The sequence below is a fragment of the Castellaniella sp. MT123 genome, from assembly GCF_039614765.1.
Classification (GTDB): domain Bacteria; phylum Pseudomonadota; class Gammaproteobacteria; order Burkholderiales; family Burkholderiaceae_B; genus Castellaniella.
Genome location: NZ_CP154879.1, coordinates 275,551 through 300,351 on the forward strand (window position 1 = coordinate 275,551; position 24,801 = coordinate 300,351).

At 60.1% G+C, this 24,801-nt stretch carries 23 protein-coding genes and 1 tRNA gene; 8 read left to right on the top strand and 16 right to left on the bottom strand.

The features are described from left to right. Positions 1-4: 4 nt before the first annotated feature. Both ABCV34_RS01300 and ABCV34_RS01305 read left to right on the top strand, forming a co-directional pair. Positions 5-1,123: an ABC transporter permease gene (locus ABCV34_RS01300; RefSeq protein ID WP_345797453.1), complete on the top strand. Its 1,119-nt coding sequence runs from the start codon at positions 5-7 to the stop codon at positions 1,121-1,123. Further along, positions 1,120-2,643 (top strand): efflux transporter outer membrane subunit, encoded by a 1,524-nt coding sequence (locus tag ABCV34_RS01305; RefSeq protein WP_345797454.1) that lies wholly within the window; start codon positions 1,120-1,122, stop codon positions 2,641-2,643. The genes ABCV34_RS01300 and ABCV34_RS01305 overlap by 4 nt, the downstream gene beginning before the upstream one ends. 74 nt (positions 2,644-2,717) lie before the next feature. Here the strand turns inward: ABCV34_RS01305 and ABCV34_RS01310 are convergent. The 3 genes from ABCV34_RS01310 to tpiA form a co-directional block, all read right to left on the bottom strand. Beyond that, positions 2,718-2,802 (bottom strand) — tRNA-Leu (locus ABCV34_RS01310). A gap of 44 nt (positions 2,803-2,846) precedes the next feature. Further along, the gene (gene secG / locus ABCV34_RS01315; RefSeq protein WP_345797455.1) at positions 2,847-3,320 is read right to left on the bottom strand and encodes a preprotein translocase subunit SecG; all 474 of its coding nucleotides are present in this window, start codon (positions 3,318-3,320) and stop codon (positions 2,847-2,849) included. Positions 3,321-3,348: 28 nt separating this feature from the next. After that, on the bottom strand, positions 3,349-4,101 hold the full coding sequence (gene tpiA, locus ABCV34_RS01320; RefSeq protein ID WP_345797456.1) for a triose-phosphate isomerase: 753 nt from the start codon (positions 4,099-4,101) through the stop codon (positions 3,349-3,351). A gap of 198 nt (positions 4,102-4,299) precedes the next feature. On the opposite strand from tpiA, the gene fliD reads away from it, so the two are divergent. The 5 genes from fliD to ABCV34_RS01345 all read left to right on the top strand — a co-directional run bounded on the left by fliD (position 4,300) and on the right by ABCV34_RS01345 (position 9,189). After that, on the top strand, positions 4,300-5,694 hold the full coding sequence (fliD, locus tag ABCV34_RS01325) for a flagellar filament capping protein FliD (RefSeq protein WP_345797457.1): 1,395 nt from the start codon (positions 4,300-4,302) through the stop codon (positions 5,692-5,694). A gap of 156 nt (positions 5,695-5,850) precedes the next feature. Beyond that, entirely contained in the window at positions 5,851-7,431 is a 1,581-nt protein-coding gene (locus ABCV34_RS01330) for a CHAD domain-containing protein (protein ID WP_345797458.1), read from the top strand. Further along, a complete protein-coding gene (locus tag ABCV34_RS01335) occupies positions 7,431-8,180 on the top strand; it encodes an AAA family ATPase (RefSeq protein WP_345797459.1) in 750 nt (249 codons plus the stop codon). The genes ABCV34_RS01330 and ABCV34_RS01335 overlap by 1 nt, the downstream gene beginning before the upstream one ends. Then, complete coding sequence (locus ABCV34_RS01340; RefSeq protein ID WP_345797460.1) at positions 8,177-8,647, top strand: CYTH domain-containing protein; 471 nt, start codon at positions 8,177-8,179, stop codon at positions 8,645-8,647. Before ABCV34_RS01335 ends, ABCV34_RS01340 begins: the two co-directional genes overlap by 4 nt. Before the next feature lie 29 nt (positions 8,648-8,676). After that, positions 8,677-9,189 (top strand): histidine phosphatase family protein, encoded by a 513-nt coding sequence (locus ABCV34_RS01345; protein WP_345797461.1) that lies wholly within the window; start codon positions 8,677-8,679, stop codon positions 9,187-9,189. Positions 9,190-9,266: 77 nt separating this feature from the next. On the opposite strand, the gene ABCV34_RS01350 is transcribed toward ABCV34_RS01345, so the two are convergent. The 13 genes from ABCV34_RS01350 to ABCV34_RS01410 form a co-directional block, all read right to left on the bottom strand. Beyond that, positions 9,267-10,355, bottom strand: a complete 1,089-nt coding sequence (locus ABCV34_RS01350; RefSeq protein WP_345797463.1) for an SDR family oxidoreductase — start codon at positions 10,353-10,355, stop codon at positions 9,267-9,269. Between the two features lie 25 nt (positions 10,356-10,380). Then, on the bottom strand, positions 10,381-11,019 hold the full coding sequence (locus tag ABCV34_RS01355) for a 3-oxoacid CoA-transferase subunit B (RefSeq protein ID WP_345797464.1): 639 nt from the start codon (positions 11,017-11,019) through the stop codon (positions 10,381-10,383). Further along, positions 11,016-11,690: a 3-oxoacid CoA-transferase subunit A gene (locus ABCV34_RS01360; RefSeq protein WP_345797465.1), complete on the bottom strand. Its 675-nt coding sequence runs from the start codon at positions 11,688-11,690 to the stop codon at positions 11,016-11,018. Before ABCV34_RS01360 ends, ABCV34_RS01355 begins: the two co-directional genes overlap by 4 nt. Continuing rightward, a complete protein-coding gene (locus tag ABCV34_RS01365; RefSeq protein WP_345797466.1) occupies positions 11,687-12,634 on the bottom strand; it encodes a hydroxymethylglutaryl-CoA lyase in 948 nt (315 codons plus the stop codon). The genes ABCV34_RS01360 and ABCV34_RS01365 overlap by 4 nt, the downstream gene beginning before the upstream one ends. A gap of 25 nt (positions 12,635-12,659) precedes the next feature. Continuing rightward, positions 12,660-13,388: an enoyl-CoA hydratase/isomerase family protein gene (locus tag ABCV34_RS01370; protein ID WP_345797467.1), complete on the bottom strand. Its 729-nt coding sequence runs from the start codon at positions 13,386-13,388 to the stop codon at positions 12,660-12,662. Positions 13,389-13,432: 44 nt separating this feature from the next. Then, complete coding sequence (locus ABCV34_RS01375) at positions 13,433-15,379, bottom strand: acetyl-CoA carboxylase biotin carboxylase subunit (protein ID WP_345797468.1); 1,947 nt, start codon at positions 15,377-15,379, stop codon at positions 13,433-13,435. 35 nt (positions 15,380-15,414) lie between these two features. Continuing rightward, on the bottom strand, positions 15,415-17,037 hold the full coding sequence (locus ABCV34_RS01380; RefSeq protein ID WP_345797469.1) for a carboxyl transferase domain-containing protein: 1,623 nt from the start codon (positions 17,035-17,037) through the stop codon (positions 15,415-15,417). A gap of 84 nt (positions 17,038-17,121) precedes the next feature. Beyond that, positions 17,122-17,988: a branched-chain amino acid ABC transporter permease gene (locus ABCV34_RS01385; protein ID WP_345797470.1), complete on the bottom strand. Its 867-nt coding sequence runs from the start codon at positions 17,986-17,988 to the stop codon at positions 17,122-17,124. 138 nt (positions 17,989-18,126) lie between these two features. After that, entirely contained in the window at positions 18,127-19,326 is a 1,200-nt protein-coding gene (locus ABCV34_RS01390) for an ABC transporter substrate-binding protein (protein ID WP_345797471.1), read from the bottom strand. Positions 19,327-19,413: 87 nt separating this feature from the next. After that, a complete protein-coding gene (locus ABCV34_RS01395) occupies positions 19,414-20,976 on the bottom strand; it encodes a class I adenylate-forming enzyme family protein (RefSeq protein ID WP_345797472.1) in 1,563 nt (520 codons plus the stop codon). 58 nt (positions 20,977-21,034) lie between these two features. Continuing rightward, complete coding sequence (locus ABCV34_RS01400) at positions 21,035-21,745, bottom strand: ABC transporter ATP-binding protein (RefSeq protein ID WP_345797473.1); 711 nt, start codon at positions 21,743-21,745, stop codon at positions 21,035-21,037. A 9-nt stretch (positions 21,746-21,754) separates the two neighbouring features. Further along, positions 21,755-23,491: a branched-chain amino acid ABC transporter ATP-binding protein/permease gene (locus ABCV34_RS01405; RefSeq protein ID WP_345797474.1), complete on the bottom strand. Its 1,737-nt coding sequence runs from the start codon at positions 23,489-23,491 to the stop codon at positions 21,755-21,757. A gap of 48 nt (positions 23,492-23,539) precedes the next feature. Beyond that, on the bottom strand, positions 23,540-24,145 hold the full coding sequence (locus tag ABCV34_RS01410; RefSeq protein ID WP_345797475.1) for a MaoC/PaaZ C-terminal domain-containing protein: 606 nt from the start codon (positions 24,143-24,145) through the stop codon (positions 23,540-23,542). Here ABCV34_RS01410 and ABCV34_RS01415 point away from each other — a divergent pair. Next, the gene (locus ABCV34_RS01415) at positions 24,139-24,753 is read left to right on the top strand and encodes a TetR/AcrR family transcriptional regulator (protein ID WP_345797476.1); all 615 of its coding nucleotides are present in this window, start codon (positions 24,139-24,141) and stop codon (positions 24,751-24,753) included. The two genes, ABCV34_RS01410 and ABCV34_RS01415, sit on opposite strands and share 7 nt — an antisense overlap. The last annotated feature ends 48 nt before the right edge of the window (positions 24,754-24,801 follow it).

Below are 24,801 nucleotides of genomic sequence, written 5' to 3' on the forward strand. Positions count from 1 at the left end.
TTCCATGTTGACCTCCACATTCTCGTTTACCCGCCTGCGCGCCCAGTTCATCAAGGAAGTGCTCAGCATTCTGCGCGATCCACGCAGCCGCATGGTGGTGTTCGTGCCGCCCATCCTGCAACTGCTGGTGTTTGCCTTTGCCGCCACGCTGGAAGTGCGCAATGTCGATATCGCCGTCTACAACCAGGACGCGGGCCGCTGGTCGCATGAACTGGTGCAGCGGCTGGAAAGCGCCCAGTTCATCACCCACGTGCGACGCATCGACAACCGGCGGCAGTTGCATGAACTGATCGATCGCGGCGAAGTGATCGCGGCGCTGACCATTCCTGTGGATTTCTCGCGCACGATCGCCGCCGGCGAGAGCGGTCGCGCGCAGCTGCTGGTCGATGGCCGGCGCAGCAATTCTGGACAGATCACGGTGTCCTATCTGTCGACCATCGCTGCCGATGTCGGCGCCGAGGTGGTGCCCGATACACAGGCACCTTCGCCCGTGCTGGTGCGCCACTGGTTCAACCCGAACCTCGTCTACCGCTGGTACATCGTGCCTGGCCTGACCGGCATCCTGGCGCTGTTCAGTTCGCTGCTGATTACGTCGTTGTCGATTGCGCGCGAACGTGAACTCGGCACCTTCGACCAGTTGCTGGTCTCGCCCACCTCGACGCCGGAAATCATCGTTTCCAAATCACTGCCGGCACTCGCCATTGGCACGCTGCTGGGGCTGTTCATGATCAGCGCGGGTGTCTTCCTGTTTGGCATTCCGTTCACCGGCTCGGTCGCTCTGCTGCTCGTCGGCCTGGTGCTGTTCATCCTGTCGGTGGTCGGTATCGGCCTGATGATTTCCGCGGTCAGCATGACGCAGCAGCAGGCCATCCTCGGCGCCTTCGCCATCGGCGTGCCGGCGGTGCTGATGTCCGGGTTCGCCACGCCGGTGGAGAACATGCCTACTATTTTTCAATGGTTGGCGCAGGCCATTCCGCTGACCCACTTCCTGATCATCGTCGAGGGCAGCTTTTTGAAGGCCATGCCGCCCGGCGAGATCCTGGCCAGCCTGTGGCCGTTGGCGGCCATCGCCCTTGCCACGCTGACGATGGCCACCGTAATCGTCCGAGGACGCCTGCAATGAAAACCAAGACCTCCACTTCCGTCCTTCATGCAGCTGTCGCCGGGCTGGCCCCCGGGCGCATGCGCCCGCTCGCGCTGGCCCTGTCCTGTGCGCTGCTGACAGCCTGTGCGGCCGTAGGCCCCGACTACCGTGAACCGCCGCCGGTCGATGTCGGCAGCGGCTGGACCGTGCCGTTGGCCAGTGAGTCCCAGTCCAAAGACCTGAGCCATTGGTGGTCCGCACTGGGCGACCCGGTCCTCGATCGCCTGATGGCCACGGCGCTGGCACAGAATCTGGATCTGCGTCAGGCCGCGACACGCATCGATGAGGCACGCGCCTTGCGCGATCGTGTGGCCGGCGAGGCTTTGCCCACCGTTGGTGCCAGCGCGAGCGTCAACCGACGCCGCCAAAGCGAGAACGGCCCCTTGCCCGTCGGCAGGATCCCCGGCCTGGAAGCTACGCAGACCATCTATGACGCAGGCTTCGACGCGGCCTGGGAGATCGATTTGTTCGGCGCCAAGCGGCGCGCTCTGGAAGGCGCCAGCGCCCGCCTGCAGGCAACCGAAATCGAGGCACAGGGCGTGCGCATGCGCATCGTGGCCGAGGTGGCGCGCACCTGGTTCACCGCCGTTGGCGCCCGCTACGAGTTGCAGGCTCAAGAGGCCACACTGGACACGCTGCGACAGACCTTGGATCTGGTGCGCCTGCGGCACGCGCAGGGTGACGCATCCGCCGCCGACGTGGAGGCGGCGTACGCCCAATGGGCGGCAGTCAATGCGCTCATCCCGGATATCCAGACGCGTCAGCGTGGCGCGGTGCTCAGTTTGGGCGTGCTGCTGGGGGCACCGCCAGAGCGGGAGCTGGCGCTGCTTGACGGCCCCTTGGCGCCGAGCACGCTGCGGGCGCCGCCCGTGGGCGAGCGCGCCGATATGTTGCGCCGGCGCCCTGACGTGCTGGCTGCGGAACGGCGCCTGGCCGCGAGTTCCGCCGATATTGGCGTGGCTACGGCAGAGCTGTTTCCCAAGCTGTCCATCGGTGTTGGCGGCGGATTCCAGGCGCTCAGCACGGGCAATTGGTTTGATGCCTCCAGCTCGCGCTTTTCCGTCTTGCCGCTGATTTCCTGGCGCTTGTTCGAGGGTGGGCGCGTCCGCGCCGAGATTCGTGCCCGCGAAGCCGCCGAGCGGCAGGCCGCGCTGGCCTACGAGCAGGCCGTGCTGGCGGCGCTGGGCGATGCCGAACGCGCGCTGGGCGACTACCAGGGTGGGCTGGACACACTGGAGCGCCGCGGCATGGCACTGAATGCTTCGCGCACCAGCTACGGCCACGCCAAGGCACGCTACGCCGCAGGCGATATTGCGCTGGTTGAACTGCTGGCCGCCCAGCGCAGTCTGCACGAGGCCGAAACCGCAGCCGCGCGAGCGCATACCAACGCCGCCGTGCAATTGGTGTCGCTATACAAGGCCCTTGGTGGTGGCTGGGACGCACCCACCGCGACATCGGCCCAGCCCGCCAGATCCGGGGTTCGTCCCGGACCGGCTTGACCCGGTATTCCAGGCGCCTGGCCATGAAAAAACCCGCACATCCGTTAGATTTGCGGGTTTTTTTGGCTATTCGGTGGTGCCGTCGACGAGACTCGAACTCGTACAGCTTTCGCCACTACCCCCTCAAGATAGCGTGTCTACCAATTCCACCACGACGGCTTTTCGTCTTTCGACAAAGACGGCAATTCTAGCATGAAGGTGGGCTACTTGGTGCTCGTGGGGGCCGGCACGGACGGCACCGATGCGGCACCCTGCGCGGCTGGTGCCGTGGCGCCCCCTGCGGCAGCCGGCTGTCCGGACGCGGCGGGTGCGGCCGGCGCCTTGGGCACGGCGGGACCGACGTTCGGCACCGCAGTGCCCGTGGCGGGCGCAGGCGTGGGCGCCTTCGCCGGTGCGGTGAAGCCCTGCATGATCCCGGTCTCGATCGGCGAACCGGCCGGATGGTGTGCGATCCAGGCCAGGCCAATGGTGGTCGCGAAAAACACGACAGCCGCCCATTTCGTTGCCCGTGACAGGAAGTTTGCCGCCCCGGCGGAACCGAACACGCTGCCCGCCGAACCGCTGCCAAAAGCAGCCCCCATGTCCGCACCCTTGCCCTGCTGCAGCAGCACCAGCACGATGATCAGAAGCGAGGAGATGACCTGCAGGGTCAGCAGGATCGAGGAAAACCATTGCATGATGAGAGAACTCCGGGCCTTAGGGGGCTTATTGAGCGACCGCGGCCGCAATATTCAGAAATTCGTCGGCGACAAGCGATGCGCCCCCGACCAGGGCGCCATCGATGTCGGGTTGTGAAAACAGGGCGGACGCATTGGCGGCCTTGACGCTGCCACCGTACAGAATACGAGTCTGGCCAGCCCCATGCCGGACCAGCGCGGCACGGATGAAGGCGTGGATGGCTTGCGCCTGATCTGGCGTGGCGGTGCGACCGGTGCCGATCGCCCAGACGGGCTCGTAGGCGATCACCAGGCGCGACAGCGTATCCGCCCCCAGCGCCAGGACGGGTTCCAGTTGATCGCCGATCACGCATTCGGCATCCCCCGCATCCCGATCGGACAGGGTTTCGCCGACACACACGACCGGAGCCAGACCGGATGCCAGCGCGGTGGCGGCCTTTGCCGCGACCAGCGCGCTGGATTCGCCATGCAGCGCCCGTCGTTCGGAATGGCCGCACAGGACCCAGGTGCAGCCAAAATCGGCCAGCATGGCGGCGGAGACTTCGCCCGTATAAGCGCCCCGGTCATGGACGCTGACGTCCTGCGCGCCCCAGGAAATCGGCGTTGCCGCCAGCACCTGGCGCGCCTGGGCCAGGTACGGGAACGGTGCGCACACGGCCAGCTGGGTATCCCCTGCGCGGGCTGCGCCCGACACCAGGCTGCCCAGCAATGCCGCGTTGTCCACAAGGCTGCCGTGCATTTTCCAGTTGCCCATGACTAGGCGCGTGCGGGTTTGGCTCATTCGTGTAATGGATCAGATCAAATCAGGTAACTCTTGATTGTAGCGTGTTTGATGCATGGCTAGTGCGGGATGAGCCACGCTGTCCAGAATCCAGTTGTCGGCATCAAGTTGTTTCAACTTTTACAGGAGATACTAATAATGATTTCGCCGCCGTGCCGTAAATTCGTCAACTACTAGGCAAACCTGCCGGAGCCCACGATGACATTGTCGGTCGCACCCTTCTCCTCCATGGATACTTCCACTTTTTCCTCGATGGGGGTTGGCTCGGGCCTGCCGCTTGGCAGCCTGATGACCCAGATGCAGACCAACGAAAATCTGGCATTGGAGCCTATCCAGTCGCAGGAAGACTCGCTCAACGCAAAAATTTCGGCCTACGGCAAACTCAAGAGCGCGGTCAGCGCCCTGCAAACCGCGGCCCAAACCCTGAGCAGCACAGGGACCTTCACGGCCCTGAAAACCAGCGTGACAGGTTCAGCCTTTACCGCCAGCGCAGGCAGCGGTGCCGTAGCCGGTCAATACAGCGTGACCGTCGATCAGCTCGCCACGGCCCAGACCCTGTACACGGCCGGCCAAACCAGCAACACGACGGCCAACGGAACGGGCGGAACCCTGACCCTGACGCTGAAGAATGGCACCACGCAGTCCCTGGATCTGACCGGAAAGGACACCTCGCTCAACGGCCTGGTCAGTGCGATCAACGGCGATCCCAGCCTGGGTGTCTCTGCCACGATCATCAACGACGGCTCCGCAACTCCCTATCACCTGATGCTGATCGCGAACAAAACCGGCGATCAGTCAGCCGTGACCAGCATCAGCAGCAGCAATAGCGCCTTGCAGTCAATGCTGGGCTTTACCCAAGGCACCGCCTCCAGCGTCGCCGAAACTGCGGCCAGCAATGCCTCGGTGCATATCAATGGCATCGCCGTCACCAGCCAGAGCAATACGTTGCAAAACGCCATCCAGGGTGTCACGCTGAATCTGTCGGCTGTCGATGCGTCGCCCTCGACGCTATCCATCACGCACGACGATTCGCAGATTACGCAGGCCGTCCAGGGTTTTGTGACGGCTTACAACGGGCTACAATCCACCATCCAGTCGCTGACCGCCTATAACACAGCCAGCCAATCGGGTAGCATCCTGACCGGCGATCCTGTGGCTCTGCAAGTGCAGGAACAAATGTTTGGTGCCTTGAACACGGTGGTCTCAGGCACGACCACGTACCAGTCCGCTTTCCAACTGGGGCTGAGCACCGATCCGACGAGCGGCAGCCTCACGCTGGACACCAATGCGCTGTCGGCGGCACTGTCCAGCAACCCTGGAGACGTGCAAGCGGTGCTGGGTGGGACCAGCGGTCTGGGTAGCGCCTTCCAGACCCTCTCCACGAACATGCTGCAGACCGGTGGGCTGTTCTCGAACGCCAGCGACAGCATGAATCAGATGATGACCGACCTGCAATCCCAATACACCCAGACCTCGGATCGGATCTCGGCGGACATGGAAAACTACCGCCAGCAATTCACAGCACTGGACTCGACGGTGGGGCAGATGAATTCGCTCAGTTCCTATCTGACCCAGCAGCTGGCGCATCTTTGACATCAGGACTGATCAGTTGGGCATCCGTTATCTCATTCACGTCTGGAAAACGCGAGCATGAGTGTTTTCGAATTCTGACATCATGACGTCTGCTTGACGGAAGCCAGAGGCGGAACAGATGTCTCTGGGATCTAGGTGGCTGAGGAAGGGATGCGCATGCGACCCATCGTTGAAAAAGCAGATCCTGGATCATCCGACTCGAGCGCTAAAGTCCGGGGCAGGGGCCTGACGCAAGAGACCTTTTACTTGCGGGCAACGCGGCTTGCCCGGTTGTCCCGGGGCGGCGACAGGCACCTGACGCTGGTGCTGGAATGGGAAGAGGGCGGGCACCCATTTACGATCCGGGACAATTTCAACCAAAGCCTGCGTGCTTCGCAAAGGCTGTTGCTGGAGGCAGGCGGCCGGGCACATCTTCTGTCCGCCTCCGGCCGTGTCTTGAGCCAGCCTGCCACGCCCGAGGCTCGATTCGTGTCGGCATTCGCCGAGGGGCCGGTCAAGGCGGCATTGGCCGATCTGCCGCCATTGCGGGCGCTGTTGACCGTGACGTCGGGTGCGGCGCGGTGCGGCCGGCTTGCCCTGGTAGACGGCGGGGGCAAGACCCGCGTCAGTGCGAATCTGCGCGAATTGTGCCCCATTGACGGCGATTCCATCGTCCTGGTTACGGTGGGGGAGCTGCGGGGCTATGGCGGGGCGCTGCGGGATCTGCTGTCGCGCCTGCACGCTTGCGACGCAATGCCGCTGGCCGCCGGTAATCTCTACCGGGTGATGCATCCAGCCAGCATGAGCTACACCGCAAGGCCGAGCGTCGAGGTCAGGCGCGAAGACACCGCTTTCGATGCGGCCAATGCTTTGATTGGCGCCCACCTGCCTATCGTCCGGGCCAATGAGCCAGGCATCGTCGCCGATATCGACACCGAGTTCCTGCATGACTATCGCATTGCGCTGCGCAAGATCCGGTCGGTCCTGAGCTTGTTCAAGGGTGTCTATGCACCGGAACAGACGGTTGCGTTGAAAGCGCGATTCGCGGCGCTCATGGCGCCGACAGGCCCTTTGCGCGACGATGATGTGTATCTGCTGGAGCGGCGCAGCTTCTACGCCATGGTTCCCGACACAATGCACGGTGGGCTTGACCGGATGTTCGAACGGGTCGGCCAACGGCGGTTGGCTGCGTGGGCCGGACTGGCCGATCGTCTACGCGGCAAAGGGTATATCAGGGAAATCGAGGCGTTGATGGACCTGTTTTCCCGGCGAAAGACTCTATTGCCCGGTCCGAATGCCGACCGCATGTCCCAGGATCTAGCTTCCGAGTTGATCCGGAAACGCTATCGCCGGATTCGCCGAATCGCGGCGGGCCTGACGGCAGGGATGCCGGACGACGAGGTCCACGCGCTGCGCGTCGAATGCAAGAAGCTGCGCTATCTCATTGAGTTCTTTGGTCCCATGTTCCAGCAGGACGTTCTTCATGATATTCTCAAGTCACTGAAAAAGCTCCAGGATTCCCTCGGCTCGTTCAACGATTGCGTGGTGCAGCAGGCAGGGCTCCTGGCCTTTTTGGACGACTTGGGCGATGAGCCTCGCAGACTGGAAATTGCCCAGAGCATCGGTGCGCTGGTGACTGTGCTGCACCAGAGGCAGATCGTGGAACATGAAAAGATCGTCCAGGCGTTTGCCCATTTCAGCGGCGACGGGATGCGGCAGGCTTTTCGCAGACTCTTCCACGACGGAAAGGACATCTGATGCAGATCATCGCCTGCTACTCCAACAAAGGCGGCGTTGGCAAGACCGCGACTGCCGTGAACCTCGCCTATGCCTTTGCCGCTTCGGGCCGTCGCACGCTGCTGTGCGATCTCGACCCGCAGGGCGCTTCCGGGTTCTATTTCCGGGTGAAGCCTTCGGGTAAGTTGACCGAGGCCCGATTCTTCGGGGATACGGATCGCGTCGCCAAGTCAATTCGCGGAAGCGATTACGACAACCTCGACATTCTGCCCGCGAACATGGCGTTTCGCGATTTCGATATTTTCCTGTCGCGGATGAAGGATGGACGGTCGCAATTGAAAAAGGTGCTGAAATCCGTCAAGTCCGATTATGACGTGGCGCTGCTCGATTGCCCGCCGAATATCTCGATGTTGTCGGAAAACGTGTTTCGAGCCGCCGACGCGGTGGTCGTGCCGCTCATTCCGACGACCTTGTCGCAACGCACCTTCGAACAGCTGCAGACTTTTTTCCGGGAAAACAATCTGCAGGAAAAGAAGATCCACGCCTTCTTCTCGATGGTGCAGGGCGTCAAGAATCTTCACCACGACGTGATCGCCGAGATGACGCAGGCGTGGCCCGAACGGTTCATGCAGTCACAGATCCCGTTCGCCTCGGAAATCGAACGTATGGGGCTGACTCGCGCTCCGGTCCTGGCGACTTCCTGGCAGGGTCCGGCCAGCCAGGCGTATCAGGCGCTGTCCGACGAACTCGACCGGCGGATGAACGAATGAGCGAGATCGAGCGCAAGTTCATCATCAAAGGTCCGGTGCCCGAGGGGCTGCCCGCCGTGTCGATCCGTCAGGGCTACCTGACCGCAGTCACGGATTCGGTCGAGGTCCGGCTGCGGCAGAGCGGAAACGAATATTTCCTGACTGTGAAATCAGGGGCGGGCATGATCCGCGAGGAACGTGAAATCGCGATCGACGCGCCTCGGTTCGAAACGCTCTGGCCCGCAACCGTGGGCAGGCGGGTCGAGAAAACCCGTCATGTCGGGCAGCTCCCCGGCGGACTTCAGTTTGAGCTCGACGTGTTTTCGAGGCACCTGTCGCCGTTGGTATTGGTCGAGGTCGAGTTCCCTACCGAGGCACAAGCCAGGGCTTTCCTCCCGCCAGCCTGGTTCGGCCCGGAAGTGACCGAGGACGCACGGTTCAGGAACAAGGCGCTTGCGCACGCGACGCCATGGGACGTGGGGACATGAGCACCGTAGAGCCATCGAGACGTCGCCTTATGCTGTTGCGTCATGCCAAATCCGACTGGCCCACTGGTGTCGATGACCATGAAAGGCCGTTGCGGGCGGGGCGTGGCCGGCAGGCCAGTGCGCTGATGGGAAAGTACATGGCCAGAGAGGGTCTTGCTCCCGATCTGGTCATTGTCTCCACGGCCCGGCGTGCTCAGGAGACCTGGGACCTGGCATGCTCCGCCTTCGCTCAACCCATTCCCCGGCGCAATGATCCGCGCCTCTACGAGGCCACTGCCGGGTCGCTCCTTCAGGTCGTTCATGAAACCCGCGACGATATTCATACGCTGCTGCTGGTTGGTCATCATCCGGGGTTTCAGAGCCTCGCCCTGGAACTGAGCAGAGATGCCAGTGGACCTGTTGCCACCCGTGTGCGGGATAAATACCCGACAGCCGGGTTGGCCGTCATCGACTTCGATGTCGCACACTGGAATCAAGTGCGTCCCGCTACCGGCAAGATCCGGCGGTTCGAGACGCCGAGGTTGATTGATTCGGGAAACTGAACGAGATCCTCGTGATCGCTCAGTTTTTGGAGTGACGCCTCACGCCGGCGCCTTGGGAGCGGGCTTCGATCATAAGGTCAGGGCAGGTATCCCAGCTGGCGCATGGATGCGAAGGCCTCACGAAACATACTCTGTGTGTCGATGCATCCCTGGAAGCCAGCTTGCCGCAGCTTGATTGTGCTGACGAGAGCGGGCGGTATGGCCTGCTTGGCACCGTAGCCGAAACAAAAGTCAGCGTAGTGGTGGGAATGGCCAACAAGCTGCCCCAGGTCGCCGCATCGCAGCCGCCTACGTTGCGCCAGGTTTTCCCAGGCATCGGCCTTTTCAGGGAACCAGCGTGCCAGGGCTCGAGGCTCCGGTTCGCCAGCTTCCACTCCGAGACAGTCAGCCAGCAAGGGCCATATGCCGCGCCAGGTGAACAGATCCCCATTGGTTATATTGAAAATTTCGTTTGCTGCGGTGGGGGCCTGCGTTGCCCACAGAAGCGCATCGGCAATCAGGCGAGAGTCGACTGCCTCAAGTAGATAGTCTGGTCCACCAGGAAAGGAAAATGGCAGCCCTTCCTGTTGCCGCAGTGCGGCATAGGCCCCGATCACGGGAATCAGGTTCATGGCCACGCCGACGACATCACCGAACACCACCTGGGGGCGAAAGATCGTGAACGCGATGCCTTCCCTTGCGCAGACATCGCGCGCGTAATCCTCCTGCAGCCAGTAGAAGTTCGGGTGGGGATCTCGGGGCAGATCTTCACGGGCCGGGATGGGGATGGGATGCAAGTGGGCGCCATACGCTTTGGTGCCCTGGAACAGCGACATGTGCGCAAGGCTTCCGGCCCGTATCAGCGGGTCGGTCAGGTTGCGCAGCATCCGCGCATTGGTTTGCATCTGCTCCGGGTTGCGCCAACCTTGCCTCAGATCGTTGCTTTCCTGGACGGCGCAGTACACTAAGTGTGTGACTGCGGGAAACGATGCGATGGCTGCGGTGCAGGCATGCGGATCAGTCAGATCGACTGGTAGATGGGTGACGTGCTCGGGGCTGGAGATGCGCGGTGCACGCCTGGACAAGGCAATGATGTCCCAGCCTTCACGTTCAAATCTGGACAGGGCGGCCTGCCCGATCACGCCTGATGCGCCCGCGATGAGCACTCGCTTGTTGTGTTGTTTCATGGCTGTTTACAGGCTCTCCCCAAAATCACGGTTTTACAAGGGTAACGTCAGTCGCCCTTTGAAGATCTTCAAAACTCATATCGACCAGGATTTCTCTGACAACGACGCCCTGCGAACAAATATCCATGACGGCTAGGTCGGTATAGATGCGATTGACGCATGCAACACCAGTAATCGGGTACGAACATTCGGGAACGATCTTGCTGACCCCTTTCTTGGTCAAGTGGTCCATCATGACAAACACGTGTTTGGCGCCCAAGGCCAGATCCATGGCTCCACCTACGGCCGGGATCGCATCGGGGGCCCCTGTGCTCCAGTTGGCCAGGTCGCCGCGCCGGGACACCTGGTAGGCGCCCAGCACGCAGATGTCCAGATGTCCGCCGCGAATCATCGCGAATGAATCAGCATGATGAAAGAATGCGCCGCCGGGCAGTAGCGTGACTGGCTTCTTGCCGGCGTTGATCAGATCGGGATCTTCGTCTTTGGGATCGGGCGTGGGGCCCATTCCCAGAATGCCATTCTCGCTATGCAGAATGACTTCGCGGTCCCGGGGCAGGTAGTCGGCTACCTGGGTCGGCAAGCCGATACCGAGGTTCACGAACGCACCCTCGGGGATATCTTGTGCCACCCGCTGCGCCATCTGCTCGTGTGTCAGGCCTTTCATGGGCGTGCCTCCTTGCAGACCACCAAGCGCTGGACGAAGATGCTTGGGGTCACGATTTGTTCGGGGTCGAGGGAACCTAGCTTCACGGCTTCCTCGATTTGAGCAATGGTGCATGCTGCGGCCATCGCCATGATCGGTGCGAAATTGCGCGCGGCTTTCCGGTAGACAAGGTTTCCCCAGCGATCACCGCTATGCGCTTTTATCAGCGCAAAGTCCGCATGCAGCGCCGACTCGAACACATGGTGCTTGCCGTCGATCACCCGTGTTTCCTTGCCTCGCGCAAGCTCCGTCCCGTAGGCGGTAGGTGTGAAGAAGCCGCCAATGCCGGCCCCGGCCGCGCGAATGCGTTCGGCAAGAGTGCCTTGCGGGGTCAGCTCAAGTTCGATTCGACCGTTTCTGTAGAGTTCGTCGAAAACGTATGAATCAGTCTGCCGGGGAAAAGAGCAGATCATCTTGCGCACACGGCCCGCCTTGAGCAGGGCAGCGAGCCCCGTTTCGCCGTTCCCGGCGTTGTTGTTGACGACAGTCAGATCACGGGCACCTTGTTCGAGCAGGGCATCGATTAATTGCGACGGCATGCCCGCATTGCCGAAGCCGCCAATCATGATCGTAGTGCCATCGGCGATGCCAGACACCGCTTCTTCGAGTGAGGAACAGATTTTGTCTATCATGGATTTACCAATGGATTCCAGCCTGTGCGGGTGACATGGCTGTGCAGTTGACGACCCAGGACGTCTTCGCAATGAGCGGATACTTGCAGCAGGCCGTCTTTGTCGACGCCAGTGGGTATGCCCATGCTTTCAAAAATGCCCACCAGATCCTCGGTGCATGCATTGCCCGTATAGCCTCCACCGTATTTGACCTGGTGCGGATGGCCGCCAACCCCGCCCATCGCGCTGTCGAAGTAACGAACACCGGCCTCGTATGCGGCAACATAATTGAGCAGGGCCGTGCCGCGCGAGTCGTGAAAATGGGCGATGGGGGTCACGTCTGGCACCGCGCGCGCCATTTCCAGGAACAGATATTTCGTCGTCTCAGGCGTCGCCATCCCGGTCGTATCGCCCAATGTGATGTATTCAACCCCCAGAGCCCGGAATTTCCGTATATCGTCGAGTACCTGCCCGACAGCAACCTGGCCTTCGAACGGACAGCCGAAAGCAACAGAAATGGTGCCAATGACACGGAACCTTCCGTTGGCCAGTGCGACCATATTCCGGACGTTGTCCCATTGATCAGCGCGCGAGCGCTTGAGGTTCTTTTGGGAATGCGATTCGCTTGCCGACACCAGGACGCTGATTTCGTTTGCGCCATAGCCCTTCTCGAGATCTGAGACAGCTCGCTCGACAGCCCGCAAGTTCGCGCAAGTGGCCTTGTAATACACCCCGCTTTTGCGCTGTATGTCGCGCAGCACATCGCTGGCGTCCGCAAATTGCGCAATCACGGCAGGGTTCGAATAGGAGGTGACCTCAATGCGTCCGAACCCGATCGCCGACAGGCGGTCCACAAGTTGCACCTTCGTGGCGGTATCCAGGATCGTCGGCTCATGCTGCAGGCCGTCGCGACAAAAACATTCACAGATGACGACCGGGGACTTGGCGGATGGTTGCTGTTTCATTTATGCTCCTTTCCGTCTCAATGCGCTACTGGTCGCGGGGGAATGTGCGCATCATCACGTTTGTGTCGCGACCGCATTCAAGCCCCTCCGTCAGGCTGAGGTCCACACAGCGGTAGAACAGACGCTTCGTTGCGCCGACGGCGTGCCTGGAATAGGAAGCCCATTTCCGCGCGACATCCAGGGCGGCTTGCAGCACTTGCGCCTCGCCGTCGAGACAGCTGTTTGCAAGACCCCAGCTTTCCATTTCCCTCCCGCTGAGCAGTCGTCCGGTGGACACCAGTTCAAACGCATGCTTTTGCCCCAACTGCCGAGTCAGGTTCGCCATGACGATTGCGGGACAGATGCCGTGCTTCAGTTCTGGATAGCCAAACCTCGTGCCGGACTCGGCAATGACCATGTCGCAGGCGACCGCCAGGCCCGCACCACCTCCCAGCGCATTGCCGTGGATGGCGGCCACCACGGGCTTGGCCAGTGTGCTGAAGATCTGATGGACTCTCATGGTGAGGTCCGCGCGCGCCAGGGCTCCTTCCGGGTGTTCGCCGAAGCCCCGGAATTCAGAGGTATCGGCTCCTGAGCAAAACGAGGGTCCCTCACCGGCCAGAACCACCGCGCGGCAGCTGGCAGCCTGATTCGCGTCCTCCAGAGCCTGTAGCAGCGCCTGGGTAAGAGCCGTATTCAAGGCATTGTGCCTGGTTGGACGGTTCATCTTCAGCAGCCAGATGCCGTCCTGTTGTTCAATCTTCAGTTCGTCCATTCGTGTACCTTTCTGCGCGACGCGAGTTCAATGACCGGCATGGCCTATGCCGGATCCAGCACGGCGAGTATGTCGCCTTCGGAGGCCTGATCGCCCACCTGCACGCGGATTTCGCGGACGGTGCCATCAAATGGCGCCACGTGCTGGTATTCGGTTTTCATCGCCTCCGTAGTCAGAATGAGGTCTCCACTTTTGACTGCCGCGCCGGCTTCGGATACCACGGACGCGACCTTGCAGCTGGAGGCGGCGCGTATCTGCCCGTCCGACGCGCTGTGGTTGCCCTGGTAGGCTTCCAGCGTCTGATCTACAAGCGTGTAGTCGCTGCCATCCCATCGGATGTAGATATGGACGCCTTCCTGGCAGGCCCAGATCCTGGATTCGCTTCCGTTGACTGTCACGCGGACGCCCGCGCCGTCTTTGGCAAGAATGGCTATCTGGTAGGTATCGCCCTCTAGGGCGACTTCATAGCGTCCCTCGCTTGTCCATGTCACCCGAGCTTCGACGGCGATGCCGAGTGCTTTGTCGAGCAGCTTGACCTGAGCCGCAAGCGTGCGCGGGATCCGTCTAGGGCTTGGCCGGTAGCAGCGCAGGACGGCGGCGATGGCCAATGGCTCGTGCCTGGTCACCAATGGCGGAAGCAGCGTGTCTTTGTTCTCTGCAATGAAGCCGGTGCCCACCCCCCCCTTAAGCCAGAATGGGTGGACCAGGCAGTTTTCAAGCAGGCGCAGGTTGGTGTTTAGGCCGAACATCACCGTATCGCCAAGCGCGCGTTGCATGCGGGCCTGCGCTGCATTGCGATCGGGACCATGCGTGATGATCTTGGCGAACATCGAGTCGTAATATGGTGAGATGGTGTCACCCGAACGAATTGCGCTTTCGACCCTGGCCTGCCGCGGGGCGTGCCAGAACGCGGCCCGACCGCTTTGGGGCATGAAATCGTGATCGCAGTCCTCCGCGCACAGCCGTACTTCAATGGCATGGCCCGTCAACCTGATGTCGCCCTGGCTCAGGGCAAGCTCGCTGCCTTGCGCGACCAGGATCTGTTGCTCCACCAGATCGAGGCCGGTGATTTCTTCCGTGATGCAGTGTTCCACTTGCAGCCGGGTGTTCATTTCCATGAAGTAGAACGAACCGTCCGTATCAAGTAGAAATTCCAGAGTGCCCACACCCTCGTATCCGATGGCGCGCACGGCATCCACGGCCGCCTTGCCCATGGCCTGGCGCGTGGCAGGATCCAGTCCGGGGGCGGGCGCTTCTTCGATGATTTTCTGGTGTCGGCGCTGCACTGAGCAGTCACGTTCACCCAGATGGATCGCATTGCCATAGCGATCAGCGAGCACCTGTATTTCGATATGGCGCGGGTGTCGTAGTGCGCGTTCCAGCAAGATGTGACTACTGCCGAACGAGGCAAGCGCTTCAGATTGGGCGGACGACAGCGCATTGCGAAACTGCCCGTCCGATTCGACCATGCGCATGCCGCGTCCGCCGCCGCCCGCCGTAGCCTTGATCATCACAGGGTAACCGATGCGGTCGGCCTCGACCTGCAGGTCGTCGGGCTCCTGGCTTTCTCCGTCATACCCCGGAATGCAGGGAACGCCGGCATCACGCATCAATTGCTTGGCACGGGCCTTGTCGCCCATGGACCCGATCACAGCGGGCGCCGGGCCAATGAAAATGAGACCATGCTCGACGCATGCCGCAGCGAACTCCTCATTTTCCGCAAGAAAGCCATAGCCAGGGTGGATGGCGTCGGCGCCGCTCTGGATCGCCGCCGCGATGATCTTCTGGATATTCAAGTAGGAAGACGAAGGCTCGGGATCGCCAATGCAGACGGCCTCGTCTGCTTGTCCGACGTGACTGGCGGCGCTATCAATGGACGAATATACCGCCACGGTCGCCAGGCCCATGCGGCGCGCTGTTCGAATGACGCGCAGAGCGATTTCCGAGCGATTGGCGATCAGGATCTTTCTGAATGGAGTGGGTGTAGGCATAAGACAGGACGCAGAATGTGTATGGACGGTGAGCCTCAGGGGTGCGGCACCGCGAACGACAGCGGATTCGTCGCGTGATCTTGCGCATCCAGGCAAATACGCAGCGCCTTTGCCAATATCGCCCGCGTATCGCGAGGGTCGATCACGCCGTCGTCGAGAAGGCGGGCACTCGTGGCGAATACGTCGGCCTGCTTTTCGAAATTTCCGACGATCTTGTTGCGTTGCGTGCTGAGCAGTTCCTCGTCCACCGGTTTATTCCGGCGTGCGAATTTGGCGCGCGTGACTGTTTCCATCGTATTGGCTGCCTGTTCCGCGCCCATCACCGCGCATCGCGCGTTGGGCCAGGAAAAGCAGAATCTGGGTGAGAATGCCCGGCCGCACATTGCGTAGTGACCGGCGCCGAACGAGGCGCCGCAAAACAGGGTGATCTGTGGCACGCTGGCGCTTGCCTCCGCTTGAATCATCATCGAGCCGTGCGTAATGCTGCCCGATTGCTCGTAGCTGCGGCCCACCATGAACCCGGTCGTGTTGTTCAGATAAAGCAACGGGGTCCCGGACTGGCAGCAGGCCTGAATGAAATGAGCCGCTTTTGCGGCACCCGCAGGGTCGATGGGGCCGTTGTTGGTAATGATGCCGACCGCTATATTATCGATACGGGCCTTGCCGCACACCGTTTCCCGCCCATACTGACCGGCGAAATCCTGGAAGTCGGAATCGTCGACGATGCGTGCGATGATCTCACGCATATCCACGGCACGGTTGCTGTCTATGGGCATGATGCCCATGAGGTCTTCTGCATCGTATCGGGGCGGACGATCGGGGCTGGGCATTGGCGACGACTGTTTGTTCCAATCCAGCAATGCGATTACCTCGCGCGCAATGCGAATGGCATCGCGGTCGTCATGGGCCAGATAGTCCCCAAGCCCCGATACCGAGCAATGCATCCTGGCGCCCCCCAACTCTTCTTCAGTGGCATCTTCCCCGGTAGCCGCCTTGAGCAAAGCGGGACCGGCAAGAAAAGCTTTGGCGTGGCCATCGACCATGATGACGTAGTCGGAAAGGCCTATCTGGTATGCGCCGCCGGCGGTTGCCGAACCGTGGGCTACCGTGATAACGGGGATGCCCGCGGCTGACAGCTTGGCAAGGTTGCGGTATTTCTTCCCGCCAATCACGAAGTTTTCCACCTTGTAATTCATCAGGTTGCCACCGCCGCTTTCGATCAACTGCACAAAGGGCAGCTTGTTTTCGAGTGCGATTTCCTGAATTCGAAGCAGTTTTTCCAGGCCCATGGGCTGGAATGCGCCCGCCTCGATGCCGGAATCGGACGCGCAGATCATGCAACGGGCACCGGCGATGACGCCAATGCCGGCTATCAGCCCGCCGCCCGCTATTTCCCTGCCTTGTCTGTCAGGCTGCTTGAATCCATAGCCCGCCAGCGAGGCCAGTTCCAGAAAGTCACTGTCGTGATCGAGCAGTAGCCCGACGCGTTCCACCGGCAGGAGTTGCCCACGAGACTCGAAGCGCTGGCGCGAGCTTTCTGATGCCTGTCGGGTATCGGCTTCAATGTGGCGTACGCGATCCAGCAGCGCCTGCATGGCCTTCTGGTTGTTCTTGAACTCTTCGGACGTGCGACGCAAACTCGATTCAATGACAGCCATGGATGTTCTCTTGGATACGGAAATTTGACGAAATGGCAGCTTTCGTTAGGACCGGGGACGTGTTGATGCGGGGCGTCACCAGGCTTATCGGCGTAATCGGAACAGGCCTTGTGGGCGCAGCATAAGGACAAGCACCAGAACTGAGAAGGCAGTTACCGTTTGCCATTCCCCTGACAGAAACAGGCCGCTGAGCTGTTCGGCCAGCCCCAGAAGCAGCCCCCCCAGCACCGTGCCGCGCAGGCTTCCCACGCCCCCCAGAAATGTCGCGGTGAAGCCGGCCAGAACGGGTATCAGCCCCATTTCCAGAGATGCTGTGTGGCTTAATGCCAGCAGATATCCGGCGATGCCGACCATGGCAGATCCGACGACGAATACTTTGATGTAAACGGTCTCGGCTGACACCCCTACCGACGCGGATAAATAAGGGTTGGTTGCCACGGCTCGAATGGCACGGCCCGAGCGTGAGCGGTTCAACCAAACAAACAGCGCGCCAATCAGCACCACACTCGAGGCCAGCCAGAAAAACTCATTTAAAGTGACGCTGATGGCTCCAAATTGAAAGGTCCGTGCAGACGAGCCGTTGACGGGAATCTGGTTCGCCCCCCAGATCAGCTGCATGGTGTACTTGCCCGCCTCAAGCAGGCCCAGGCTTGCCAGAAAGATATTCAATTGTGTTGCGTGAAACCGCCTCAGGGGGCGGTAAATGACTACTTCGCTCAGCGCCCCGAACACCCCCCCAACAACCGCAGCGACGACAAAGCCAGTCCAAAGAGGCGACCCGAAATCATTGACGACCATGATGGCCAGATAAGTGGCCAGAAGAAGCGTCAGCACATGGGCGAAGTGGAACACCTTTGATGTCGCATAGATGAGTCCCCAGCTGACCCCGACTAATGCATACAGGCAGCCGGTCAACAGACCGTGAACGAGCAATTGCCAGAAAAGTTCCATTGGTTCCTCAAGGAGTTACACGGAGTAGGGGATGCTCTGAAAGGCGCCTTTATCGCAAGGGCCTCTGGGACACGACGCCTGTCCCGGAAAGCCCCCGCACCAAGGCTCTACAAGCTGAAGAAATGGGACGATGGATAATCATTGCTTGGTCATGACGAACTTGCCGTCGTCGATGTGGGCGATAGGCACCGCCTTGCCGTCGTTTACCTGGAAGACACCCACAGGCTTTGTCACCGAGCCGTTCTTGTGCAGTTGCAGCTTCCCGCCATACACGCTGTCGAACTGGTAGTCCTGCTGGATCAGTTTTTCCATCTGGCTGTTCAGTGCGCCGATCTTGGTGGGGTCTTCGCCAGCCGCAATGGTTTTTTGAATCAGAGGCGCGAGTACGTCTTTGACGATCTCATAGTAGTTGGCGTCGTAGTAGTCCGGCACCTCTCCATAGGCTTCCTTGAATGCCTTCACGAAGGATTGGGTGGATGGGTTGTCAGCGTTGACATCGAAGCTGTCGAAAACCGCGGTATACCCGTCCATGCTTTGACCGGCAATCTTCAGTTCGTTGCTCAGGAGCTCCAGCCCCACGATTTTCGCGCGAATATCGCGTTCTTTGGCTTGCTTGACGATATGCCCGACATCAGCACCCCACGAACCGAGGATGATGGCGTCAGGAGCCGCCGCCTTTACGCGGGAAAGTGGCACGCTGAAATCGGTTGAGCCCAGCTTGTATGGTTCTTCGTCAATCACCTTGCAGCCGAGTTGTTCGCACGCTTTCTTTACCGCCTCGTTGGTTTCCAAACCCGACGAATCCGTGTAATAGACCGTGGCGATTTTCTTGGCTCCCAGCTTTTCCACCGCCCATTTGACGGCCAAGGGAGCCAATTGGCTGGCGACCATGCGGGTGTTGTACAGGTTCTTTTTGTCGATCAGGGTTGATGCCGTGCCGCCGCCATTGAACAGCAACACGTTCTGTTGTGCCGCCAGCGGCTGTATGGCTAGCGTAATGCCGCCGTAAGAACTGAGGACGACCGGTGTCTTGTCGATACTGACCAGCTTGCGCATGGCACTGTTTGCTGCGCGCGCGTCACCGCTTTTATGGTCTTCAATGTGAAGAGCAAGCTTGTAGCCTTTGAGCATGCCGCTGCTGTTTATCTGTTCGATAGCCAGCTTTTCGCTTCTGCTCATCACCTTGCCGTAGTAGGCGCCGGAACCGGTCATGGCAAGCACGGTTCCTATCGGAATGGTTTTATCGCTTTGCGCGAAGGCGGGCTGTGTACTCAACATGACCGATGCGCCCATCAATGCGCCCACAGATACCGAGAGTAACGTTCGACGGAAAATCATTTTGTGTCTCCTTGGTAGTTGCTATAAGCGGCACGATATATGCCGTATCCCCGAAACCGCGTCGTCAGGCAAATCGACTCCCGTACCTCAGGCGCCTTCGGCGCGTCCGCAGGCCGGATTGCCAGCCACCAATGCACGCAGTTGCTTCTTCTGGACCTTGCCGCTGTCGGTGAGCGGTATGTCCTTGCGAAAGATGATCCGCTTGGGCAGCTTGTAGGACGCAAGGTGGCCGCTCAGTGCCTTCATGATTTCGTCGGCATCGAGCTTGACGCCGTTCACCGGCTGGATGACGGCAAGCGGCACCTCACCGTAGACGTCATCCTCCATGGGAATGACTGCGGCGATGGCCACGCCGTGCAACTGGTGAAGCAGGTCCTCCACCTCCAGGGCCGACACGTTCTCACCGCCGACGCGAATGATGTCCTTGGACCTGCCTGCAAATTCGAAGTAGCCGTCGTGCCTTCTGCGCACCAGGTCACCGGTGTGCAGCCAGCCGTCGCGCAAGGCCTTTGCCGTTTCCTCGGCGTTCTTGTAGTAGCCCTGCATGACGCTGTAGCCACGCAGCACCAGCTCGCCGATTTCGCCGTCTTCGACGGGCCGGCCGGTTTCGGGGTCGCACACCTGCGCCCTCATCCATGGATGAAGCGTGCCCACCGTATCGAGGCGATGTTCACGGCTCTCCAGGTAGTGCGAAATCAGGACGTTGGGGGCTGCTTCGGAAATACCATAGACGCTGATGATTCCAGGCATGCCGACTTCATCTGCAATGCGATGCAAGACGGAGCGCGAGCCCGTAGCCCAGCCTGTGCGCACGGACCTGACCCGTTTGCGGTCGAAGTTCGGCGCGTCTAGCAGCCGCAGGAACAGGGTCTCGATGCCGTTGTAGATCGTGCATTGGTTGATTTCAATGGAATCAAGCACTTCAGAAGGGTTGAAATACGACACGGAATACGCCGTGGCACCATAGAGCACGGACAGCACTACGTGCATCGTCAGGCCGCCTGAATGGGCAAACGGCCCCGCGCTAAAGACTCTATCGTTTTCCGTCGCACCAAAGGCCTGGCCGACCATCAGCGCATTGGCGGTGACTGCATAATGGCTGAGCATCACTCCTTTGGGCAGCGACGTGGTGCCGGACGTATAGATGATGACGGCAAGCGACGATTCGTCAACGGGCGCCAGACCGTTGTCGCTGGTTCCAGGCTGCAACAGCCAGGCTTGCGCCTCCAGGCTGTTGCCCGGTTGTTCTTTTCCCCACCAGACGACGGCATCGCATTTTGGGCATCCATCCCGCAGCGCCTCGATCAACGCCTCAGAGTCCCGCTTGTATAGCGGGCCTGTCATCAGCACGCCGGTATCCGACTGATCGATCTGGAAGATCAGTTCGGATGTCGTAAGCCTCGTATTCAGGAGGACAGCAGCCTTGCCCGCAAGCGCCGCACCAAACAGGCAGACGACCCAGTCGATCGAATTCGGCAACAGTATGCCGACATTCTTTTCCGGGTATCGGGCCAGGCGTGTTGCGACTTGGGTTGCCCTGTCAAGCAGTTCCCGGTAGGTTATGGTGCCGTCCCCGCCGACAGAAAAGGCGGTCTTCTCAGGCGACCACTGGGCGGTTCTGTGCAATATGTCTGCGAGTGTGAATCTCATGGCAGGTACCCCAAAACCTCTGTGTGCATGGATGTCTCTTTCATTGTTCCGATATCGCTTAGAAAAGATCCCAAAGCTCGTCGTGTGAAGACAGTTCCCCACCTGGACGCTCGGCAATCAGGCGGCCTGCCCGGAGCACATGAACACGATTGGCAACGGCAAATGCCTTTTTTACGTTTTGCTCGACAAGCAGCACCGTCATGCCGAACCGCTTTGCCATGTCCTGCAACAGATCCATGGCCTGGTCAACCAGGCTGGGTGCGAGTCCAAGCGAAGGCTCATCCAGAAGCAACATCTTGGGCCTCGCTATCATCACCATGCCGAGGCTCAATATTCGCTGCTGCCCACCGCTCAGCGTCCCCGCCCGTTGGTTGCAGCGTTCCTTCAGTATGGGAAGAAAGTCGAAACATTCCGACAGTCGCTCGTTGAAGTCATCCTGGCCGCGAAGCACGTAGCCCGACAGGGCGAGGTTTTCCTGGACGGAGAGGTCGCCGAAGACAAACTGCTCCTGTGGGATGTAGGTCAAGTGATGTTGTACGCGCTCCGGCATGGACCAGCGGTCGATGGTGGCACCGCCCATGGATATGCTGCCGTGTTCTGGGGTCAGATGGCCGAATATCGTACGCAGCAGAGTCGTTTTTCCGGCACCGTTATGCCCTATCAGGGAGCTGATTTCCCCTTTGTGGATAGTGAGGGAAACATCGAACAACACTTGCTTCTTGCCGTACCCAGCATTGATATTCGACAGAACTAGAAATGGCTCGTTCATTGTCACGCCTCAGTCCTTGATGGCTTCTTGACCGAAGTAGATGTCGGCCAGCTCGGTGTTGCGCATGATCTCGTCGGGCGTGCCTTTTGTGACGATGTTTCCCACGTTCATGAAATAGATCACGTCGGCCAGTTCCCGCACCACGTTCAAGTTGTGTTCGACCAGACAGACCGCCTTACCCGACTGGGCCAGTGCCCGGATGATCTCGATCATTTTCGAGGCCCAGACGGCGTCGACCCCTGCTGCGGGCTCGTCAAACAGTAGGATGTCGGCGCCCGTGGCGACCAGGCGGGCAATGGCCAGAAGCTTCTGTTCGCCGTAGCTGAGGTCACCCGCCGACTCGAATGCCTTGTCGCACAGTCCCACCTGTTCCAGCAGGGCCATGGCCTTGCTCTGGTTCTGCTGCTCGAGCAGGCGCTGGCGAGAGGGCTTGAAGAAAAGATTGAATAGGCTTTCGCTATGCGCGCTTGGCAACGCGACCAGCACATTGTCGATGACCGAAATGTTTTCAAAGATCCTGACGTCCTGAAAGGAGCGACCGATACCTTCGGGTACTCGCCGCCAGGCTGGCATGGTCGTAATGTCGCGCCCGCGAACGGCGATGCGGCCGCTGTCGGGGCGCAGCGCCCCGGCAAGCAGGTTGAAGATCGTTGTCTTCCCCGCGCCGTTGGGTCCGATCAACGCCGTCACCATGCCGGGTTTCAGCACCAGGTTGACGTTCTTGGCCGTCACGACACCGCCAAACCTTTTGTTCAGGTCAACGGCTTCCAGGCTGGCTTGCCCTAGAGTCGCCGCGGACTGGCCGGGTTCCGGGCCGTCAAACGTGGAGTTGGTGCGGTTCGCACGCTGAGGGGGGCGCTGCGAGTAGCGCTTTTGGTTGAACGCCCTTTCCGGGATGATTCCCTGCGGCCGGAAACGCGTGAACAGGATCAGCAGCAGTCCGAAAATGATGCCCCGCGATGCGCTGACGGTGTCGGTGCTGCCGGTGTTGAAGAAAGTCAGGAGCTCTGGCAGCCCAAAGATCAGAATTGCGCCGACGATAGTGCCATACAGATTTGCCGCGCCACCCAGCGCCACCAGCGCTATGATCATGATCGAGGTATCGAGGTTGAAACTGAGCGGATCGATGAAGCCTTGGGCGCCTGCGAACAGTGCGCCGGCCACGCCGGCGATCAGGCCCGACACCCCGAAGACGATGACCTTCAGCAAGACGATGTTTTTACCCGCCGCGATAGCGGCGGATTCGTTTTCCCTCATGGCCTTGAGCGCTCGTCCGAAGGATGAGCAAGTGATTTTCTGGGCAACGAGAAACACCACTGCGGTAACGGCCAGCAACAATGGCAGCAACTGTATTGGGCTGATCAGAACGAGGCTTCCAATGCCGATGGGAGGAATGCCCGGTATGCCCGAGGGGCCCCCCGTCACCGAAAGCCATGCGTCCATGATGCCCGAGACAATCATCTGCAGCGCAAGGGTCAGCAGTATCAGATATTCGTCGCGCACGCGCAGCGCCGGAAAGGCGGTGATGGCGGCGAAGAGGCCCGCAAAAATAACGGCGATGATTGCCGCATACGGGAAGTCCATGCCCAGGTTGATCGATAACAGCGCTACGGCGTAGGCCGCGACGCCGAAGTACACAGCATGCGCCATGGAAACCATGCCCGAGAAGCCGAGAACCAGGTTCAGGCTTATCCCCAGGATGGAATAGATCAGAATGATGTTGACGACGTTGGCCCAGTAGTTCATGTCGCGGATCCGTCCTTTGAACAGGCTTGGCGCGGGTGGCGCGGCAGTCTAGTTGTTGGGTTCGGGTGCGAGGGCCACCATGACTGCTGATTCGCCTGACTGGACGACTTCGTCTTTTTGATTGATCAGATCGAAGTGGCGGCCAATAACGCCATGGCGCCCGTTGGACGTGAGACGCTTTTCGGTGATCCGGATGCGGACGTGAACAGTGTCGTCGATGAAGATCGGCTTCAGGAACCGCCAGCCATCGATGCTGAGCATGGCTACCGCACTGCCTTCGAAGATGTTGATGCGGGACATTAACCCCATGCAGTGAGAGATGCCCAGCAGGCCATGAGCCAAGCGCTGGCCGAAACGCGACTTCGCGGCGAATACGGCGTCTGTGTGAATAGGATTGACGTCGCCCGTCCATGCCGAGAATGTTGCGACATCGGCTTCCGTGATTGTGCGGGCAGGCGTCGTGAACTCTTGGCCGATGTTGAAGTCGTCGAAATACATCACCATGATTTTGTCTCCATGTGTATTGATCGGGCCTGGTAGCCGTTTGTTTCTTGTCATTTTTTTCAGTCTATCATAATACTGACGAAAGTCGTCAAAAAATATTTTTGGGTCAGGGTTAAACTCGTGCCAGAGCATGGAGATGATGTATGACAAGAAGTGTCGGCCGTCCGAGGGACCACACCCTTGAGCAGAGGGCGTTCGATGCCGCCTGCTCTCTATATGCAAAGCGCGGCTGGTCAGGCTTCAATTTCGACGAGGTGGCGAGGTGCTCGCGCGTCGGCAAGGGGTCTCTTTACCTGCGTTGGCACGATAAGGCCCATATGCTCATTGAGCTTGTACGGTCGCGAGCGTGTTTCATCTCGGGTATTGATACGGGCAATGTGCGTTCCGACCTGATCGAGTTCGCCCACCGCTGGCACGCACATATGGAAAGCGATGATGGCGTGCTCATATACCGCCTGATGGCCGACGCCCGCTTTTATCCCGACCTGCGCAAGGCGCTGTACCAGGAGCCCTACCCAGAATACGTCAGAAGCACCCGGCTGATCATTCGCAGGGGCATAGAGCGGGGCGAACTACCGCAGGAAACGTCGGTCGCCCTGATTGCCGACCTCGTGGCAGGCGCCGTTTCAAATCACGTGCGCAATACGCCCGAACATCTTCGCGAGAAATTTGCCAGCAAGCTCGACGGATACATCGAAAGCATCGTCGACACGGTTCTGCGGGGGGTGAAGGCTACGACGATAAGCTGCGATGCTTGATCGTCGCCAACTTGAAACGGCTCGCTGTATGTTTGAAGGTTTAAGAAT